Raw genomic sequence first — 19,671 nt, forward strand, 5'->3', positions numbered from 1 at the left:
TATGTGATGGATTATAGGCAAACTAAAAACGCTCAAAAGGCGATTTATTCGCTGAACTTATTCGAAAAAATTGAATGACTGCTAAGTGCCGCTTTCCATTATCTTGTTTTAGCCCTTATGTGCTACAATCGCGCGAGTTTATATAAGAGAAAGAATAGGACACGCTGTGACTTCGTCTCCGGAAAAAGCAGATAAAAATAACCATGTAGCGAATACCAACGCGACATCGGACTCTGCTGCTGATCAAGCTAATCAAAAAAAACAAAACAACAAACAACAAGCACCTAAAGCTAGCGCATCTCAAAATAGCCCAGCCTCTCTTCGTAAGGCCTTAAATGAGTGCATGATGCGCGACCGCTTCCGTCTAAGTAAGCGCATTTCTGGTGCAAGCCGTATTAAGAACGAAAAATCTAAGCATGCTGTTTTCGATGAAATCGCATTAGACATTGCCCAATCGATGATGACGGCAACCCAGCGTGCTGCGCAAAAACCAACCATTGAATACCCAGAGATTCTCCCTGTTAGCCAAAAGCGCGATGATATTGCGAAAGCCATTGAAGAAAACCAAGTGGTTATCGTGGCGGGTGAAACGGGTTCGGGTAAAACCACTCAGTTACCTAAGATTTGTTCTGAGCTTGGCCGCGGCCGCTTTGGCCTAATTGGTCACACTCAGCCTCGTCGTCTGGCTGCGCGTTCGGTTGCGAATCGTATTGCCGAAGAGATGGAAACTCAGTTGGGCGAATTTGTTGGTTATAAGGTTCGATTCAACGACCAGATTTCTGACAACACACAAATCAAACTGATGACCGACGGTATTCTGCTGGCGGAGATTCAACACGACCGTTTCTTAAATCAGTACGACACCATCATTATCGATGAAGCGCACGAACGTAGCCTAAACATCGATTTCATCATGGGTTATCTGAAAGAGTTGCTACCAAAGCGTCCTGATCTAAAAGTGATCATTACGTCGGCAACCATCGACCCAGAGCGTTTCTCTAAACACTTCGATAATGCACCAATCATCGAAGTATCGGGCCGTACTTACCCAGTTGATACACGCTACCGCCCATTAGGTGGTGACGACAGCGATTCTGATCGTGACCAAATGGAAGGTATCTTCGAAGCGGTTGATGAGCTGTGTGATGAAGGCTTAGGCGACATCCTGATCTTCATGAACGGTGAGCGTGAAATTCGTGATACTGCAGACGCACTTAGTAAGCGTAATCTGCGTGATACCGAGATTGTACCTTTGTACGCGCGCCTTTCGGCGGGTGAACAGAACCGTATCTTCCAGTCACACACTGGCCGTCGAATTGTACTGGCAACCAACGTAGCAGAAACCTCGTTAACCGTTCCTGGCATTAAGTACGTAATCGACCCGGGTACGGCGCGCATTAGCCGCTATAGCTACCGCACCAAAGTACAACGTCTACCGATTGAGCCAATTTCTCAAGCGAGTGCGAACCAGCGTAAAGGTCGTTGTGGTCGTGTGGCTGAAGGTATCTGTATTCGTCTGTACTCTGAGGAAGATTTCGAGTCACGCCCAGAGTTTACCGATCCTGAGATTCTACGTACCAACCTAGCGTCGGTTATCCTGCAGATGACGGCACTAGGGCTAGGTGACATTCAAGCATTCCCATTTGTTGAAGCGCCAGATAAGCGCAACATTCAAGATGGTGTAAGACTGCTTGAAGAGCTGGGTGCGATTGCATCGGGTAAACCGAGCAATAAGAACAAGAACCAAGGCGACGATACTAAGAAGCTAACGGCAATTGGTCGTAAGCTATCTAAGCTGCCGATCGACCCGCGTTTAGCGCGCATGGTTATCGAAGCGCCAAACAACCGCTGTCTACATGAAGTGATGGTTATTGCGTCTGCACTTTCAATCCAAGACCCGCGTGAGCGTCCATCAGACAAACAGCAATCGTCTGACGACAAGCACAAGCGTTTCTTCGACAAAGACTCAGACTTCATCACCTTTGTGAACCTGTGGGATTACATCAAGAAGCAGCAAAAAGCGTTGTCGAGCAACCAATTCCGCAAACAGTGTAAGCAAGATTACCTGAACTACCTGCGTATTCGTGAGTGGCAAGATGTGTACTTCCAAATTCACCAAGCAATGCGTGAATTGGATACCAAGCTCAACGACGAACCGGGTAGCTACGATGGCATTCACATCTCATTGCTATCAGGTTTGCTTTCTCATATTGGTATGAAAGACCAAGAGAAGAATGAATATCAAGGTGCACGTAACGCGCGCTTCCATATCTTCCCTGCGTCTGGCCTATTTAAGAAACAGCCTAAGTGGATCATGTCTGCTGAGCTGGTGGAAACCTCAAAACTATGGGGCCGTGTGATTGCTAAAATTCAGCCTGAGTGGATTGAACCGTTAGCGAAGCACCTGATTAAGCGCAGCTACAGCGAACCACACTGGTCGAAGAAACAAGCGGCGGTAATGGCACACGAAAAAGTGATGCTTTACGGAATTCCAATTGTTCCTAAACGCCTAGTGAACTATGGTGCGATTGACCCGACGATTAGCCGTGAGTTGTTCGTGCGTAGCGCACTGGTTGAAGGTGAGTGGGAAACCAAGCACGCGTTCTTCAAACAGAACCGCAAACTTCTACAAGAAGTGGAAGAGCTAGAGCACAAATCACGTCGTCGTGACATCTTGATCGATGATGACGAGCTGTTTGAATTCTACGACCAACGCGTAGGCGAAGAGGTGGTTTCAGGCCGTCATTTTGATACTTGGTGGAAGAAAACCAGCAAAGAGACTCCAGAGCTACTTAACTTCGAGAAATCGATGTTGTTCCGCGGTGATGCAAGCCACGTTACTGATTTAGATTACCCGAACTTCTGGCACCCAAATGGCCTGAAGTTAAAACTGAGCTACCAGTTTGAGCCGGGCGATGACAACGATGGTGTAACGGTACATATTCCGCTGCCTATCTTGAACCAAATCGACCAGAACGGTTTTGATTGGCAGATCCCAGGCCTACGTCAGGAATTGGTGGTTAGCTTAATCAAGTCACTACCAAAGACGTTACGACGTAACTTTGTGCCTGCGCCAAATTACGCTGATGCGTTCTTGGCTCGTGTGACACCACTTGAAGCGCCGCTACTGGATTCTCTTGAGAAAGAGCTACGCCGCATGACGGGTGTAGAAGTGGTACGAGATGATTGGAAGTTAGACCAGATTCCAGAGCACTTAAAGGTAACATTCCGTGCGGTGGATCATCGCAAACGTAAGTTGAAAGAACACAAAGACTTACATGAACTGAAAGAGAGCCTGAAAGACAAAGTTCAAGAAACGCTTTCTAAAGTTGCGGATGACGATATCGAGCAGCAGAACCTGCATACGTGGAGCTTTGGTGAGTTACCAAAAGTCTACCAACAGAAGCGTGGTGGCTACGATGTAAAAGCCTTCCCAGCGTTGGTGGATACCAAAGACAGTGTAGAGATCAAACTGTTCGAGACGGAACAAGAGCAGATCTCAGCAATGAAATCGGGTCAGCGTCGTTTGATCTTGTTGAACGTGCCGTCGCCAATCAAATACTTGCACTCGAACTTGCCGAACAAATCGAAACTTGGCTTGTACTTCAACCCATACGGCAAGGTTCTCGATCTTATCGATGACTGTATCGCTTGTGGTATTGATAAGCTGATCGAAGAGAAGGGCGGTTTGGTTTGGGAACCAGAGCAATTTGAAGCACTGAAAGAACACGTACGTGCGGAGTTGGGTGATACCGTGGTTGAGATTGCTCAGCAGGTAGAAACCATCCTTACTACGGCATTCAGCATTAGCAAGAAGCTGAAAGGGCGTGTGGATCTTTCTATGGCATTTGCACTTTCTGACATAAAAGCTCAGGTAGAAGGTTTGATTTTTAAGGGTTTTGCCACAGAATGTGGATGGAAACGCTTGCCAGATATCCTACGCTATATGAAGGCAATCGAACGCCGCATGGAGAAGCTGCCAATTGACCCTAACAAAGATCGTTTGCATATGATCAAAGTTGAGTCAGTAATGAATGATTACAAAGAGCTGCTGAATAAAATTCCAAAAGGGATCGCGGTTCCAGAAAACGTAAAAGAGGTGCGTTGGATGATTGAAGAGCTTCGTGTAAGCTTCTTCGCACAGCAACTCGGTACGCCTTATCCAGTGTCAGATAAGCGTGTTAAAAACGCAATCGATGCTTGCTAAAGGAATAATGCTAGACGCAATGGCAAGGTTTGGGTATAAATCTTGCTTATTGCATTACTAATTGAATAGTTATTACATACAGGGCGACTTGGTGGCAATTTATTACCACTCAAGGCCTGCCACTAGGACGAAAAAGGTCGAATATGAAAAAAACGTTATTGGCACTAGCACTGCTAGGTGCATCTTCAACAGCAATGGCTGATTCTTGGTTGTACGGCGGTGTAATGGGTGGTCAAAACTCATTAGGTAACGAAGAAGAAACAGCAATGGGTATCCACGTGGGTACAGGTATCCTGCCACTTATCGGTGTTGAAGCGGGTTACTGGGATCTAGGCTCTTTCGACAGCGTTAAGTACGGTAACCGTAATGTTACAAACCTAGATGCAAGCACTGCTTACCTAGCAATCAAACCAAGTATCGACTTCGGTCCTCTTCACGTATACGCGAAAGGTGGTCTTCACTCTTACGAGCTGAAAGGCGATAGCTTCAAGCAAGACGACGTTGATATCATGTACGGTGTAGGCGCAGAATACTTCATCTTTGGTCCTCTATCTGTAGGCGCTAGCTACCAAAACTTCAAAATGAAAGATGACGACTCAGGCGTATTCACGCTAAACGCAACTATCCACCTACTGTAATCTGTAATCAGTAAGGCGATCGTAAATAACGGTTGTTTAGTCGCTAAAGAGTTCGTTAGAATTCATAAAAAATGCCAGCTTAATTGCTGGCATTTTTGTATCTGTTCATCGTGTTTTTCACACTAGAAAGCGGGAGGTTACTTTTTGCTGTCGAGAATCTGTTGGATTCTTGGGTTCAGCGCTTTACCGTGTTTGCTTTCGTACTCTTCACGCTTCAAATCATTCAGATTCTTCACTGAGTTAGCGGCAAGAAGGAATTGCGGTAATTCCGTTTCAAGCATACCTTTCTCGTCTAAACGTTTTGCTTCCAAGTAGTACTTCTTAAACAGGCCATCAAGCTTGTTTTCCGCAGTGCGTTTTAAGTCATACAGCTTGTTTTGAATCAGCCATTTCTCAATCTTGTTCGCAGCGGTGCGAGACAATACTCGAATGCGGCTATCCAACAGCTCTTCTTCCGTTAGAGAGTCTTTCAGAATCCAAAGCTCACCCATTTGAGGTGGCCAGCTGTTGCCAAGCTGAATACGTTCATGACAGTGCATTAGCACACGATTAAGGCCGTCAGAATCGACAGAGTTAGCAAACTCAATGAACTTACCGCTTGGCTCACTACCGTACTGGTATTCCCACTGAGTCTCGTACACGCTCAAGAAAGAGCCGAACACATGGATACACCAATCAGTCAGTTCTAGTTCTGCAGGATCTTGGTCAACCACAGGTACTTGTTGATTTGAGCCAGTGTCTGATTCAACAACAGGTACCGATGGCGATGAAACTGCCGGTAAAACTTCTGGAACGACTGTAGGTGCAGGATCAGAAGGTTGGCTTTTTGCCTTTTTGAATGAGCTGCTGCCTGAAGCGTTCAGATGGGCTAAGCTTTTGTCGATACCCATTTCCTTGAGCTTGTCCTGCATTTCCTGAATATTGAGAGGTCTTCTGCTGTTGTTGTCTTTCATTTTGCTTCTCGTTAACTAACCAGTACTGCAACTTAGATTCGATGCGAGAGATTGGCATGAGTTCATTGGCTTTGGCTTTATACCAGAGGACAAATTTTTTCCATATTAAGCTATGGTCACCAGCAAGGCCGGAGAATTTAAATGCACGTTCTGCCCATGTTGGGATGATCTCTTCATCCAAATCATGAGTGGAAACCGTGTTGCTGGTCATTGAGCCTCGACTTTGTGGGCGAGGGGCATGCTGCATGTTTTGCATCGGTGCCGGAGCAGGCTGAAACTTAGGTGCAGGTGCCGTAGAGTAGACCGGAATACTATTGACCGGTTGAGCCTCAACGGGCGCCGCAGCTTGCTCTTGCTCAATGAGCAGTTTGAATACGTGGATCTCTTTTTGATCTCGATAGTCTACTTTTACCTTATCGAGAATACCTTGGTCGACTAGGCACTTAAGGCAGTCGGCTAAACCAAACGTAGAGAGAGCACAAAGCTGACTTGCCGATTGCAGGCACACATTGGTGTAACCGGATTCATCCGCACCGTCTGCAAGCATCAATAAAACAAGCTTTTCTGCTGGGCTAGAAGTATTCACTTGCCAAGCTAAATAAGAATATTTGGCGCTCAATATCGTGTTCTCAAAAAAGGTAGGTCGTTGACTCTATTGTAAGTCACCCCATACTGAATTTATAGCAACTTAGCAGAAAACCACATCAGTGAGACAAATATTAACCATAAGGAGAGGTTTGCCCCATAAAGGCAGCATGACTCGCCAATTTTTTCGTAGCACGCTCGCATAATTGCTATGTTCAAATGAACACGTTTAGGGATTCTTGTTAAAACAGCACACCTAGTTTGCTCAACCGTTTACGCTTAAACGCCAAGCTAGCCCACAAACGAACAATCAACTCAAGGATGGACACGACAGAAGGAGACTGTATGCCAACCAGTGTGGAATTCACCATGATGCCGGAAAACGGTACCTCGTTTACCAAAACAGAGTGGGAATTGAAGAAAGCAGAAATCAAAAAGCGCAAGCCAGAAGTTCTCAAGCATATCGAGAAATCGACTCATATGTCTCAAGGCTTTCGTTTGGTCAACAACAAAGCCTATCAACAAGCCTTAGCGGAATTGAAAGCCAGCCTACAAGGCCAATCCTTTCGTAATACAGAGCAGGGTAAAGTCGCCCAGTTGATGTATTCGATTTTAACCGACGACAACGCCTTCAAAACTTACCTTAACGAAGAGATGCAGGGCAATGTGGTTACCTCACCTAATGGCACTTCCAAGATCATGTCGAAAGGGGCGAGTTTTAAAGCCAAGAACCAACTGGCGAATGCACACCTTAAACGCAAACAACTGTTCATGATGTATCGCGAGATCATCCAAGCACAAGAAGAGCTGAAAGAGTTCTCTAAACACGTTGTTTCTCTGTTCAATGGCAAGCTCTCGGTTCCACCGGGCGCGTATGGCGGGATTAAAAGCTTTAACGGTGCATTGGATAAAATTACCAACCGTAACCCGCTAGATGATATCGGAGACTTAAAAGACTGCGCGCGTATGACAATAGAGTTCGAGAGCGTGCGTGCGATGTCAGCAGCAAAGGTATTCATATCGAGAACCAAAGAGTTCAAAGATCTCCAGCACTATCAGTCAGCCTTGAAAGATCGTTATGGCCTCGGCTCGAAATTATCAGGGCTAAGCCAGTTCAATAAAAAAGCGCAAGGCTCGGGTTATAAAGACATCAAGTTCTTCTTGAAGATGAAGAACGGCATTATCGGAGAGTTACAGCTCAATATCTCAGGCATGTTGGTCGCCAAAGAGAAAGAACACGTCATTTATGACATTTTGCGCGACGCCAAAGAGGGGGCTAAAACCTTCACCATCGTTAACAAAGATGTGTTGGACAAAGTAAAGCACCACATGAACCCGGATTGGTTTCAGTTTATCGACACTCGCATTCCGAGCGTGAGACCACAGCTAATGATAGTTAGACAGATGTTGAGCCGTTTGAACGGCAGTAGCGTGTCGTCGTTGACTGTCAGTGAAACTGAAACCGAAGCTTTGAAGACCATTAGCTTAGCGCTATACGCCCAGGGGGAAAATGGTAAAGCCCTGCTGTAACAGAATTAGTAACGAGCACTAGTAATAAGAATTGGTGAGAGTCGGACTGTTCGATTCATTAATGTTCATCAATCAGCATGAAACCTTTCAAGCCAGCGATTTAGACAGTTGCTGGCTTTTTAATGTCACTAAGTTGGCTATTGATGATTTACCTACCTATTCACAAAGTGTATTAAATTTATAAAACATCTTGATATGATCAATAAATGAGCTATTATGACGATAAGTCAAAAATGACGAAGCGTCACAAAATGGTTAACTACATGAATTTACTATTCGTGTTAATATTGGATAGGAGTGTTTTAAATACTGGCTAAGCTTAGATAATGGCTAAGCTCAAATACGGACTGAGAAATTATGTTTGGCTTTGGTTGTAAAGGCGATAAACAAGGTATCTTTGGTTGCAAAGGCGTGTTGTCTAAAAAGCAGCAGTCTATTGCAGACCGAGAAGTAGAGTTGATGTTGTTGGCGAAAGATCTGGTTCGAGAACAAGGGTTCGGAAACCTAACGATGGACAAGCTAACGGCTGCGAGCTCTTATTCTAAAGGGACAATCTACAATCACTTTTGCAGCAAAGAAGACGTCGTTTTAGCGTTATGTATTCACTCTCTCAAGACAGAAGCAATGATGTTTGCTCGTTCTGGAGAGTTTGAAGGCAACACGCGTGAAAAGATCGTCGCACTGCACGTTGCTTACCGAATCTATGCTCGCATGGAACCGGTACTATCAACCTGTGCGATCATGGCTAAAAGCCCGTGGGTACTGGAGAAAGCGTCTAGTGCACGCGTCGCCGAGATGAATGAACTGGAAGAGTTGGTGATTGAACAATGCGACTCTATGGTTAACCAAGCGGTAGAAGCGGGTGACCTAAAGTTTTCTTCTGGTGTTGGTTCTGATGCCATCGTTTTTGCTAACTGGTCAATTGCATTTGGTTCAAATGCCTTGTCACAGAACGCATCAAACAGTCATTGTATTAAGCGGTTACAAGACCCGTATTCAGTATTACACAATGCGAACATGATTCTAGACGGCCTCAATTGGCAACCCCTCTCTAGCGATTGGGATTACCGCAAAACTTGGCGTCGTGTAGAACAAGAATTGTTCAGTGAAGAGATCGCTTACTTAGAGTCTGTAGGTCGATAGCTTCCGTTAAGCCCACACATGTGGGTTTATTAATAACCATTTTTGACGATTCGTCACAAACTTGAGATTGACCGAGTGTGGTTGCTGTTTTCTTGAGTGTTTGACTAAGAATTGTGTTTTTTGTCAGCTTCGGCTGGCTTTTTATGACACAAATATGACGAATCGTCACAAATGGAGACTGTGATGAAACATGACAGCCAGAAGCTCACGTTCGATCAGCAAAACCGAGATAACCCTAATGCCAATAGCGCAAACGCAGATCTAAACAGTTGGCACTCAATACCTACCAAGCGATCGTTTATCGTTCTGCTGGTGGTGTTTTCAATCATCATTCTCTCTGCATTAGGGGCCAAGAACCTCTACTTTAGAGGGGACTACAACATCTTCTTCGAAGGCACCAACAAGCAGTTGATGGCGTTCGATGAAATCCAAACCACCTTTGCAAAAACCGACAACCTTGCGATTGTTGTCGCACCTGAAGATGGCAATGTCTTCACCCCTGAAACTCTCACCCTGATTCAAAACCTCACGGTTGATGCGTGGCAGATCCCGTATTCAAGCCGTGTGGATTCCCTTGCTAATTATCAGCACACCGAAGCCATTGAAGATGATCTTTTGGTAGAAGACTTGCTGTATGAAGAGTACGAACACACACCGGAGCGCATCGCAAAAGTAAAACAGATCGCCCTCAGCGAACCGTTGCTTAAGAATGCCTTGGTGTCGGCCTCAGGCGATGTGACGATTGTTAACGTAACCGTGCAGTTGCCAGAAGTGGACAAGACTGCGGAAGTGCAAGAGGTGATTGCGGCAATCAATGCCATGATCGGTAAGTACCAAGCTCAGTATCCTAATGTCGAATTCCATAAAGCGGGCATCATCGCCATGAACAACGCCTTTATGACTTCGGCTCAAGAAGACAGCTCCACGCTCGTGCCGTTAATGCTGTTGGTGGTGCTGGTGTTCCTGACCTTTATGTTGCGCTCGTTCTTTAGTGTGGTGGCGACGCTTATTGTGATCATCGCTTCAATTGTTGCCACCATGGGGTTATCCGGTTGGGCAGGGATGTTCTTGAGTACCGCAACCGTGAATGTGCCTACCTTGGTTTTAACTTTGGCGGTAGCCGATTGTGTTCACGTGATTGTGACCATGAGACAAGCAATGCAACGCGGCATGGAGAAAGCACAAGCCATTCAATACAGCATCAAGCTCAATGCTATGCCGATTCTGATCACTTCAGTGACCACTGCGATCGGTTTCTTGATGATGAATATGTCTGACTCTCCAGTGCTACGTGATTTCGGTAACTTATCGGCACTGGGTGTACTCATTGCGTGCTTCTTGTCAGTGACTATGTTGCCTGCGTTGCTAAAACTGCTGCCAGTCAAACGCGTACCTGCCAATCCTAAAGCGGAAGACCAAGTCACCTTCATGGATAAGCTGGGCGATTTTGTCGTAACTAACCGTAAAGCATTGCTGCCGATTTCAACTCTGGTGATTGTTGGCGCTGCTGCGTTAATTCCACTCAACAAAGTGAACGATGAATCGGTAAAGTATTTCGATACTTCAAGCGAATTCAGACAAGCCGCCGACTTCATGGAAGAGACCGTAAGCGGCATGACCACCATCAGTATTGCTGTGAAGACTAACGAGTCTCAAGCGATTGCCGATCCTGTGTTTCTGCAAGCGATTGGTGACTTTACGGAATGGCTACGCGCTCAACCAGAAACCGACCACGTGGCAACACTTTCTGATGTTTACATGCGTTTGAACAAGAACATGCATGGCGACGATGAAAGCTACTACAAGCTGCCGCTTAACCGTGAACTTGCCGCGCAATACCTCCTGCTTTATGAGATGTCTCTGCCGTATGGCTTGGACTTGAACAACCAAATCAACGTCGATAAGTCATCGATCAAAATGGTTCTTACTGTCGACAACCTTGGCAGCGTTGAGCTAGTCGAACTCGAAGAGCGTATTTACTCATGGTTTGCGGCCAATGCACCTCAATATGAAGTGGTCGCGTCGAGCCCATCACTGATGTTTGCTCACATTGGTGAAACTAACATGGAGAGCATGTTATCGACTCTGCCTATCACCTTAGTACTTATCTCTGGCTTGATGATCTTTGCGTTGCGCTCAGTTCGCTTGGGCATGATCAGCCTAGTGCCAAACATTGCACCTGCGATCATTGGCTTTGGTTTATGGGCGCTTATCTCTGGTGAAATCAACCTTGGTTTGTCCGTGGTGGTAACGCTCACTCTGGGCATTGTGGTTGATGATGCGGTGCACTTCTTAAGCAAATACCAGCGCGCAAGAATCGAAGGGAAATCAGCAGAAGAAGCAGTTCGATACGCTTTCCACACGGTTGGACGCGCATTGTGGATCACCACTGTGGTACTCGTAGCTGGTTTCTCTGTACTGGCGATGTCGAGCTTCAGACTCAACTCCGACATGGGCTTACTCAGCGCGATTGTGATTTTCATTGCGTTGGTGGTCGACTTCATCTTGCTACCAAGCCTACTGATGATCTTCGACAAACAGACCCACTATTCAGTTAAACCTAAGCATGAATCAAAGCCAGATACCAAGTCGCAGCCTAGCTCGACAGCCGAACTGACTACTTCGACCAAATAAGGAAATGTCAGCCTGCTGCGGTGGGCTGACGTAAGGAGATATTTATGAAAAGCGTTAAACAATCATTCGTTACTACATTACTTACGGTTAGCTCGTTGAGCGTCGGTACGTTAACAATAGGCACATTTGCCGCTTTCCCAGCGTTAGCAGACCCAGCGAAAGGCTTAGAAATCGCCGAGCAACGTAAAGCGGTCGATGTCGGATGGGGCGATTCTGTCGCGACTATGGAAATGCTACTTCGCAATAAACAGGGCGAAAGCAGCACGCGCCTGATGCGATTGAAATCGTTAGAAGTCGATAACGATGGCGATAAAGGCTTAACCATTTTTGATGAGCCACGCGACGTAAAAGGCACGGCTTTCCTAAACCACTCACACATCACCAAATCCGATGACCAGTGGTTGTATCTGCCTGCATTAAAACGTGTAAAACGCATCTCTTCACGCAACAAATCGGGCCCGTTTATGGGCAGTGAATTTGCGTATGAGGACTTAAGCTCGTTTGAGCTAGAAAAGTACACTTTCAACTACATCGAAGACGCGAAACTGGAAGGCGTGGACACCTTTGTTTTAGAGCAAGTACCGACCGACAAAAACTCAGGCTACACCATGCAGAAAGTATGGCTAGACCAACAGCACTACCGCCCAATGAAAGTCGAGTTTTACGACCGCAAAGGCGCACTGCTTAAGACGCTATCGTTCCAAGATTACAAACAGTACCTAAACCAATACTGGCGCGCGCACACCATGGCGATGCAAAACCATCAAACAGGCAAAAGCACCGTATTAACCACGACAGATTTAGTGTTCCAGACCGGTCTTAAAGACAAGGATTTCCAAAAGAACACACTAAAACGTGCGAAATAAGGCAGGAATATGAAAAGGATTGTGGCAACAGGAACCCAGTTATCCTTAACCTTGGCAGCGACAGTCGGGCTTATGCAGGTGTCGTTGCCTTGTGTGGCGGCAGGCTTTAGTCCTGAAATCGCAGGGCAGGTGAATATTGAACATAGGCAGTTCTTTAGCGACGGCTTGCAAGGGCAAGATAAAGGGCAAAGCTCACTGGTGTTGCAGCCAGAGTTTTACTGGGAGCAAGAAGAGGGTAATGGCAGCTTTACCTTCACCCCGTTTTATCGCCTAGACAGCGAAGACGATGAACGAACTCATGGTGATATTCGCGAAGCCTTGTATTTAACCTATTGGGACGACTACGAACTGCGAGCAGGTGTAGGCAAAGTGTTTTGGGGCGTGACTGAATCTGCGCATTTAGTGGATGTGGTAAACCAAACCGACGCTATTGAATCGGTCGATGGTGAATCCAAGCTAGGTCAGCCAATGGTGCACTTCACCTCGATAAAAGAGTGGGGCACCGTCGACGCCATGTTACTGCCGTATTTTCGTGAGCGTACCTTTGCAGGCGAAGACGGACGATTAAGGCCAACTGTGCCCGTTTCGGACGATGCGCTTTATGAATCCTCGCGAGAAGAAAAGCATGTTGATGTGGCACTACGCTATAGCCAAATGTACGGCGATTGGGATGTCGGGTTGAGCTATTTAGGCGGCACAAACCGCGACCCTTACTACCGTGTGCAAGGCAATCAGCTCAAGCCATACTACGCACAAATGCAGCACTTCGGACTTGATGTGCAAGGTATTATTGGCGACTGGTTATGGAAACTGGAAAGCATTTATCGCGACAGTTACGATAACCATACAGGCGTAGCAACGGGCTTTGAATACACTTGGGTTGGGGCGCTTGAATCATACTGGGACATCGGCTTCATCGCTGAATATCTGTATGACAGCCGAGGCAACAATGCGCAAACCATCGGCCAAAACGATGTATTCCTTGGCGCGCGTTTTGCCTTGAATGATGAAGACGGCACCGAAGTGCTGACTGGCATCACTCAAGACTTAGATAACAGTGATGTCTATAGTGCCAAGCTAGAAGCCTCAAGCCGTATTAACAACAACCTTAAGTGGCGATTGAATGCGTGGTTGTTTGAGAACGAAACCCCAGAGGACTTGCTGTTTTTCGCTCGCAAAGACGATTTTGTCGAAGTTGCGCTGGAGTATTACTTCTAAAGGCTCGGATGTTTTAGCTTCAATTCTTGACGTTCAAATTCAGCTTCTCTATGAATAAACCAAGGAGCGATGGTCTTAAACCTCGCTCCTTGGTTTCTAATCTCGGTTCTACCTTCTTATCTCAGTTGTACATTCTGATCTCAGTTCCAGCCTTCCTATCCAAATCCTGTGAATGACACCGCCTCAACCGAGGTCCGGTGAATGTAATCAAACTGTCTCACTTGGTGACGTTTTTGTATCGGTTTCTCTCTGATTTCACCGATTTCAATGAAATTCTGTTTTGTAACGTTAAATTTGCCGTGTTTTTAGGCAATAACTTGTTCTTTTAGCGATTCAATTTGGCATTGGTTGCGTGTTTGATTACTATGTGTAGCTATCTAAAAAACTAATCATCCGATACGGACACTACCAACTGGTAGATGAGGAAATGATGCAACATCTAGAAGAGATCATTGCTAATGCAACGACTGCTATTGATACAGCAGATTCGTTAGTCGCACTTGATGAAGTGCGAGTTCAGTATTTAGGTAAGAAGGGTGAACTAACTCTTCAACTACAAAGCCTAGGTAAACTTCCACCTGAAGAGCGTCGTACTGCTGGTCAAGAGATCAACAAAGCGAAAGGTGCTGTTCAACAAGCGATCGCAGCTCGCAAAGACGCACTACAACGTGCAGAGCTTGAAGCGAAACTAGCTGAAGAAACTATCGATGTGAGCCTACCAGGTCGCCGCATTGAGAACGGTGGTCTTCACCCAGTTACTCGCACAGTTGAGCGTATCGAACAGTTCTTTGGTGAGCTTGGTTTTAACACTGAGTCTGGCCCTGAGATCGAAGATGCATTCCACAACTTTGATGCGCTAAACATCGCAGACGATCACCCAGCTCGTACTGATCACGATACTTTCTTCTTCAACCCTGATCTAATGCTACGTACGCACACTTCTGGTGTTCAAATCCGTACGATGGAAAACGGCAAACCACCATTCCGCTTCATTGCTCCGGGTCGTGTTTACCGTAACGACTACGATCAAACTCACACGCCAATGTTCCACCAAGTGGAAGGTATGTTAGTTGATGAGAACGTAAACTTCGCACAACTTAAAGGCATTCTTAACGATTTCCTTTGTAACTTCTTTGAAGAAGAAGTTGAAGTGCGTTTCCGTCCTTCATTCTTCCCGTTCACAGAGCCTTCAGCTGAAGTTGACGTGAAACGTAAAGATGGCAAATGGTTAGAAGTTCTAGGCTGTGGCATGGTTCACCCTAACGTACTTCGCTCTGTTGGCATCGACCCTGAGAAATACTCTGGTTTTGCATTCGGTATGGGTGTAGAGCGTCTAACGATGCTTCGTTACGGCGTAAATGACCTTCGTGCGTTCTTCGAGAACGACCTTCGTTTCCTTAAACAATTCAAGTAATCCGGGGCAGTCGAAACTATGAAATTCAGTGAATCTTGGCTACGCGAGTGGGTTAAACCTGCAATTAACAGCGAAGAGCTAGCTCACCAAATCACTATGGCTGGTTTGGAAGTTGACGATGTAGAACCTGTTGCTGGTGAATTCACCGGCGTTAAAGTAGGTAAAGTGGTTGAGTGCGGTCAGCACCCAGACGCAGACAAACTACAAGTAACTAAAATTGATATCGGCGAAGAAGAGCTGTTAGACATCGTATGTGGTGCATCTAACTGTCGTCTTGGCCTAACTGTAGCAGTAGCAACAGTTGGCGCAGTACTGCCTGGTAACTTCAAAATCAAGAAAGCAAAACTACGTGGCGTTCCATCGCACGGCATGCTTTGTTCTTTCTCTGAGCTAGGTATCGACGTAGAGTCTGACGGCATCCTTGAGCTGCCAGAAGGCACAACGCTAGGTATAGACGTACGTGAGCTTCTTGAGCTTAACGACGTAACTATCGACGTAGACCTAACAGCAAACCGCGCAGACTGCTTCAGCATCCGTGGCCTTGCTCGTGAAGTTGGCGTACTAAACCGCGCAGACGTTACAGAGCCAGCAGTAGAAGCTGTTGCAACAAGCATTGAAGACACAGTATCTGTTGAAATCAAAGCAACTGATGCTTGTCCACGTTACCTTGGCCGTGTGGTTAAGAACGTAAACGTGAAAGCGGAAACACCAATCTGGATGCAAGAAAAACTGCGTCGTTGTGGTATCCGTTCAATCGACCCAGTTGTAGACATCACTAACTACGTGATGCTAGAGCAAGGCCAACCAATGCACGCATTCGATCTAGCTAAGATCGAAGGTGGCATCGTGGTTCGTCTAGCAGAGCAGGGCGAAAAACTAACACTTCTAGATGGCAACGAAGCTGAACTAAACAGCAACACGCTTGTTATCGCTGACCACAACAAAGCACTAGCAATCGCTGGTATCTTTGGTGGTGAAGAGTCTGGTGTAACAACTGAAACTACAGACGTACTTCTAGAAGCAGCATTCTTCGCACCGGATCATATCCGTGGTCGCGCACGTGCTTACGGCCTTCACACTGATTCTTCTCTACGTTTCGAGCGTGGTGTTGATTCAACACTTCAAGCAGCTGCAATGGAGCGTGCAACACAGCTTCTAGTTGATATCTGTGGTGGTGAAGTTGCGCCAGTAAACGGCAGCGAATCTGAAGCTGACCTCCCAAAAGCAAACGTAGTATCTCTACGTCGCGTTAAGCTAGACAGCCTACTAGGTCACGAAATCCCATCTGAAGACGTGGTAGAAATCCTAACTCGTCTAGGTTGTGAAGTGGAAACTACGGACGCAGGTTGGACGGCAACGTCTCCATCTTGGCGTTTCGATATCGCAATCGAGCAAGACCTAATTGAAGAAGTAGGTCGTATCTACGGTTACGATAACATTCCAAACCAAGCGCCTAAAGCGGCACTTAAAATGAATGACCACAAAGAAGCTGACCAACCGCTTAAGCGCGTTCGTGATCTTCTTGTAGACCGTGGCTACCACGAAGCAATCACTTACAGCTTCGTAGAACCAGAGCAGCAAAAACTTGTTGTACCTGGTGTTGAGCCGCTAATCCTGCCATTCCCAATCTCTGCGGATATGTCAGCAATGCGTCTTGGTCTAATCCAAGGTCTTCTAAACACAGTTGTTCACAACCAGAAGCGTCAACAGTCTCGCGTTCGTCTATTCGAATCAGGCCTACGTTTCATCCCTGAAGAAACAGCTGAAAACGGTATGCGCCAAGAAATGATGCTTGCGGGCGTTATCTCTGGTACTCGTGGCGAAGAGCATTGGGACGTTGCAACTAACACTGTTGACTTCTTTGACCTGAAAGGCGACCTAGAAGCCGTTCTAGAGCTAACAGCGAACGAAAAAGCATACAGCTTCAAAGCAGCTAAGCACCCAGCACTTCACCCAGGTCAAACTGCGGCTATCGTAGTAGACGGCAAAGAAGTGGGTATCATTGGTACTGTTCACCCAGAACTAGAGCGTAAGTTTGGTCTTAATGGCCGTACTATCGTATTCGAAATCGAATGGGCAGCTATCAATACTCGCGTGCTTCCAGAAGCAGTAGCCGTATCTAAGTTCCCTGCAAACCGTCGTGATATCGCGGTTGTTGTTGATGAAGCAGTAGCTTCTGGCGACATCGTAGAAGCGTGTATCGCAGCTGGTGGCGAATTCCTAACAGACGCTAAACTGTTCGACGTTTACGTAGGTAAGGGCGTAGAAGAAGGCAAGAAGAGCCTAGCTATCGCACTGACTCTACAGTCTGTAGAGCGCACACTAGAAGACGCAGACATCGCTGGTTCAGTAGATGCTATCGTAGCTTCAATCTCAGAGAAATTCGGCGCAGCACTTCGCGACTAATCTCTTCTGATAGATAGAAAAATCAAAGGCCTCGCATTGCGAGGCCTTTTTTGTTTCGGTTGGGTAAGGAAATGGATGCTAACTCGTTATTGGATATCAATGAGTTTCAAAAACTCTAACAACAGCGATTCATGAATAAATATAGGTATGGCAAGTCGACTAACTTGGTGTTCAGTATTAACGGGATAGAGCAGATTCAAAAAACGACGTTTCTAGCTTTCTACAACTTAGCCACTTGCTGAAAAATCTTTGATATCAGACTCTATATCCTTAATTTGTCTGCTTACCTTTTTGTGAAAAGCAAAGTCTATTTGGTCTTGTCTCATCCCTTTGAGGTTGTACCCGAAGTATTTCGCTAACACCTTACCCTTATCTTCTATAGTGAAAATGTCAAAATTTGGGACGTATTTAGTCTGCCTCTTTCTGTGAGATATCTCATGAAAGGCTCTAACAAATTTTTTAGGTTTCATATCTACATCAAATCTTTTACATAATGGTCTAGTTTATGTAGCACTTGCTCGTCATTTATTTCTGAATAGAAAAACAGCCATCCCTTACATTTATCTTCGAAAACACAGCCCGTAATTCTTAGGTTAATACGCCATGTTAAAAACTCTTTGCTTTGTTTTTTCAGAATATTTAAAGCTTGTAAATAACCCAACTAAAGACTCTTTAAGCCTTTCGATGTTGCCGTCTTTTACTGAAACATTACAGCTATCAAACTGGTAACCTAAATAATCAAAACCATCAGCTATTTCAGCAATTTTTGATTTGTGGGGCATCTCTATTGGACAGTGAATCTCTAAATTATTTTCTGCGTATTTAGCAATAACAAGCTCAGCGATTTTTTCTGCATCTTCATAGTTACACAAGATTAAAATATCATCGACATATCTAAAGCTTAGTGTGTTAGGCATGTTGTGAAGGAGTTTATCTAAGTCTTGTAGATAAATCGCAGCTAGGATATTCGAAATAGCTAACCCTTGAGGTACACCTATTTCGGATGGTTTATCATCATTTTTCGATGACGTTACCGTTGGAGCTTTGATTGCTGAGAATATGACATTCTTAATGTCAGGGTGTGCTCGCAACCTTTTGTTTAGCTGTTTTTCAAGTAGATCGTGTTCTACACATGGGTAAAAGTTCGACACATCAAGCTTTACATACCCATCGTATATCTCTGTTTCTAGGCCCGATTTAATTTTCTTTACTACATTCTGGGGTAATTCGAAAGTTACACTTTGACGGCGTTGTTGATCAAATCAGCTAAAGGACGTATCTATCCTACGGAACTTACCTGTTAGTTTCTAATAGGCATACCTAGTCCTAGAACTTTGTTCATTGCTTTGACGTTTGCTAACGCCTCACCAACTTGAGCGTTATAACATCTCAAGCTCAATGTGCCGCTAGTCAGTCCTTTATATCGGGACATTGCCGTCTCAGAGATTGAACGGTCGTGGTAGCCAGAGTCAGTTTTCCATTGAGTTAGCGAANGATCTAAAGAGTACCGCCTATGGGATCGCACTTCGTCACAACAGAACTCGTTGTACTAAGCGATTGGATATCCTACTTCTTATTGCGTTGCTCGCTGAAATCTTGATGTGGTGGAATGGCCTCATTGCAGTACAAGCCAAGTGGCATTTTGACTTCCAAGCCAATAGCATTAAACACCGCCGAGTTCTATCCATACCTCGTCTAGGAAGAGAGGTACGAAATCATCGACGATATCAAATTAACGAATCCYAATATCAATGGGGAATGTTCGAATATCAAAGGCTCACACACAACGCAGGACTAGGGCAATTATGAGGGGATCCGTCAGCGCCTCACCAACTTGAGCGTTATAACATCTCAAGCTCAATGTGCCGCTAGTCAGTCCTTTATATCGGGACATTGCCGTCTCAGAGATTGAACGGTCGTGGTAGCCAGAGTCAGTTTTCCATTGAGTTAGCGAATCGTTTTTAAGTGCATCGACCACTTCATTTCGAGGGTGTCCCTCTTCCCAATAACCAGCATTTATTCTGGGAGGTATGAGAGGTTTGCAACCCTTGTTTTGCAATACTTCATGGCACTTTTT

General features: G+C 45.6%; 12 protein-coding genes and 3 pseudogenes. 10 read left to right on the forward strand and 5 right to left on the reverse strand.

Annotated features, from left to right (window positions below):
- The first annotated feature begins 166 nt into the window (after nt 1-166).
- Both hrpA and L1D55_RS20725 read left to right on the forward strand, forming a co-directional pair.
- Complete coding sequence (gene hrpA, locus L1D55_RS20720; protein WP_239918675.1) at nt 167-4,207, forward strand: ATP-dependent RNA helicase HrpA; 4,041 nt, start codon at nt 167-169, stop codon at nt 4,205-4,207.
- A 143-nt stretch (nt 4,208-4,350) separates the two neighbouring features.
- Complete coding sequence (locus L1D55_RS20725) at nt 4,351-4,845, forward strand: outer membrane beta-barrel protein (protein WP_239918676.1); 495 nt, start codon at nt 4,351-4,353, stop codon at nt 4,843-4,845.
- Nucleotides 4,846-4,982: 137 nt separating this feature from the next.
- On the opposite strand, the gene L1D55_RS20730 is transcribed toward L1D55_RS20725, so the two are convergent.
- Both L1D55_RS20730 and L1D55_RS20735 read right to left on the reverse strand, forming a co-directional pair.
- Nucleotides 4,983-5,735: a hypothetical protein gene (locus tag L1D55_RS20730; RefSeq protein WP_004741597.1), complete on the reverse strand. Its 753-nt coding sequence runs from the start codon at nt 5,733-5,735 to the stop codon at nt 4,983-4,985.
- On the reverse strand, nt 5,656-6,417 hold the full coding sequence (locus L1D55_RS20735; RefSeq protein ID WP_239918677.1) for a hypothetical protein: 762 nt from the start codon (nt 6,415-6,417) through the stop codon (nt 5,656-5,658). Before L1D55_RS20735 ends, L1D55_RS20730 begins: the two co-directional genes overlap by 80 nt.
- Nucleotides 6,418-6,728: 311 nt before the next feature.
- Here L1D55_RS20735 and L1D55_RS20740 point away from each other — a divergent pair, with 311 nt between their 5' ends.
- From L1D55_RS20740 to pheT, 7 genes are all read left to right on the forward strand, one after another.
- Nucleotides 6,729-7,913, forward strand: coding sequence for a hypothetical protein (locus tag L1D55_RS20740; protein WP_239918678.1), 1,185 nt, complete (start codon nt 6,729-6,731; stop codon nt 7,911-7,913).
- A gap of 357 nt (nt 7,914-8,270) precedes the next feature.
- Nucleotides 8,271-9,056, forward strand: a complete 786-nt coding sequence (locus L1D55_RS20745) for a TetR/AcrR family transcriptional regulator (protein ID WP_004741595.1) — start codon at nt 8,271-8,273, stop codon at nt 9,054-9,056.
- Nucleotides 9,057-9,227: 171 nt separating this feature from the next.
- A complete protein-coding gene (locus tag L1D55_RS20750) occupies nt 9,228-11,690 on the forward strand; it encodes an MMPL family transporter (RefSeq protein WP_239918679.1) in 2,463 nt (820 codons plus the stop codon).
- A 44-nt stretch (nt 11,691-11,734) separates the two neighbouring features.
- Nucleotides 11,735-12,556, forward strand: a complete 822-nt coding sequence (locus L1D55_RS20755) for an outer membrane lipoprotein-sorting protein (RefSeq protein WP_239918680.1) — start codon at nt 11,735-11,737, stop codon at nt 12,554-12,556.
- Between the two features lie 9 nt (nt 12,557-12,565).
- Nucleotides 12,566-13,774 carry a hypothetical protein gene (locus L1D55_RS20760; protein ID WP_239918681.1) on the forward strand — a complete coding sequence of 403 codons (1,209 nt, stop codon included), beginning with the start codon at nt 12,566-12,568 and terminating at the stop codon, nt 13,772-13,774.
- Nucleotides 13,775-14,204: 430 nt separating this feature from the next.
- Nucleotides 14,205-15,188, forward strand: a complete 984-nt coding sequence (gene pheS / locus L1D55_RS20765) for a phenylalanine--tRNA ligase subunit alpha (protein WP_004741591.1) — start codon at nt 14,205-14,207, stop codon at nt 15,186-15,188.
- A gap of 18 nt (nt 15,189-15,206) precedes the next feature.
- Complete coding sequence (pheT, locus tag L1D55_RS20770) at nt 15,207-17,594, forward strand: phenylalanine--tRNA ligase subunit beta (RefSeq protein WP_239918682.1); 2,388 nt, start codon at nt 15,207-15,209, stop codon at nt 17,592-17,594.
- A gap of 593 nt (nt 17,595-18,187) precedes the next feature.
- Here pheT and L1D55_RS20775 read toward each other — a convergent pair.
- Together L1D55_RS20775 and L1D55_RS20780 are read right to left on the reverse strand one after the other, a co-directional pair.
- Nucleotides 18,188-18,817 (reverse strand): annotated as a pseudogene (locus L1D55_RS20775) (RNA-directed DNA polymerase); the annotation flags it as partial.
- A gap of 77 nt (nt 18,818-18,894) precedes the next feature.
- Nucleotides 18,895-19,083: pseudogene (locus L1D55_RS20780) on the reverse strand (IS5/IS1182 family transposase); the annotation flags it as partial.
- A 5-nt stretch (nt 19,084-19,088) separates the two neighbouring features.
- Between L1D55_RS20780 and L1D55_RS20785 the strand changes: the two are divergent.
- Nucleotides 19,089-19,403 (forward strand): annotated as a pseudogene (locus L1D55_RS20785) (transposase); the annotation flags it as partial.
- Here the strand turns inward: L1D55_RS20785 and L1D55_RS20790 are convergent.
- On the reverse strand, nt 19,372-19,671 hold a 300-nt coding region (locus L1D55_RS20790), incomplete at its 5' end, for a transposase (protein WP_345772794.1). The pseudogene L1D55_RS20785 and the gene L1D55_RS20790 sit on opposite strands and share 32 nt — an antisense overlap.

Source organism: Vibrio sp. Isolate22 (assembly GCF_022398115.1).
GTDB lineage: Bacteria > Pseudomonadota > Gammaproteobacteria > Enterobacterales > Vibrionaceae > Vibrio.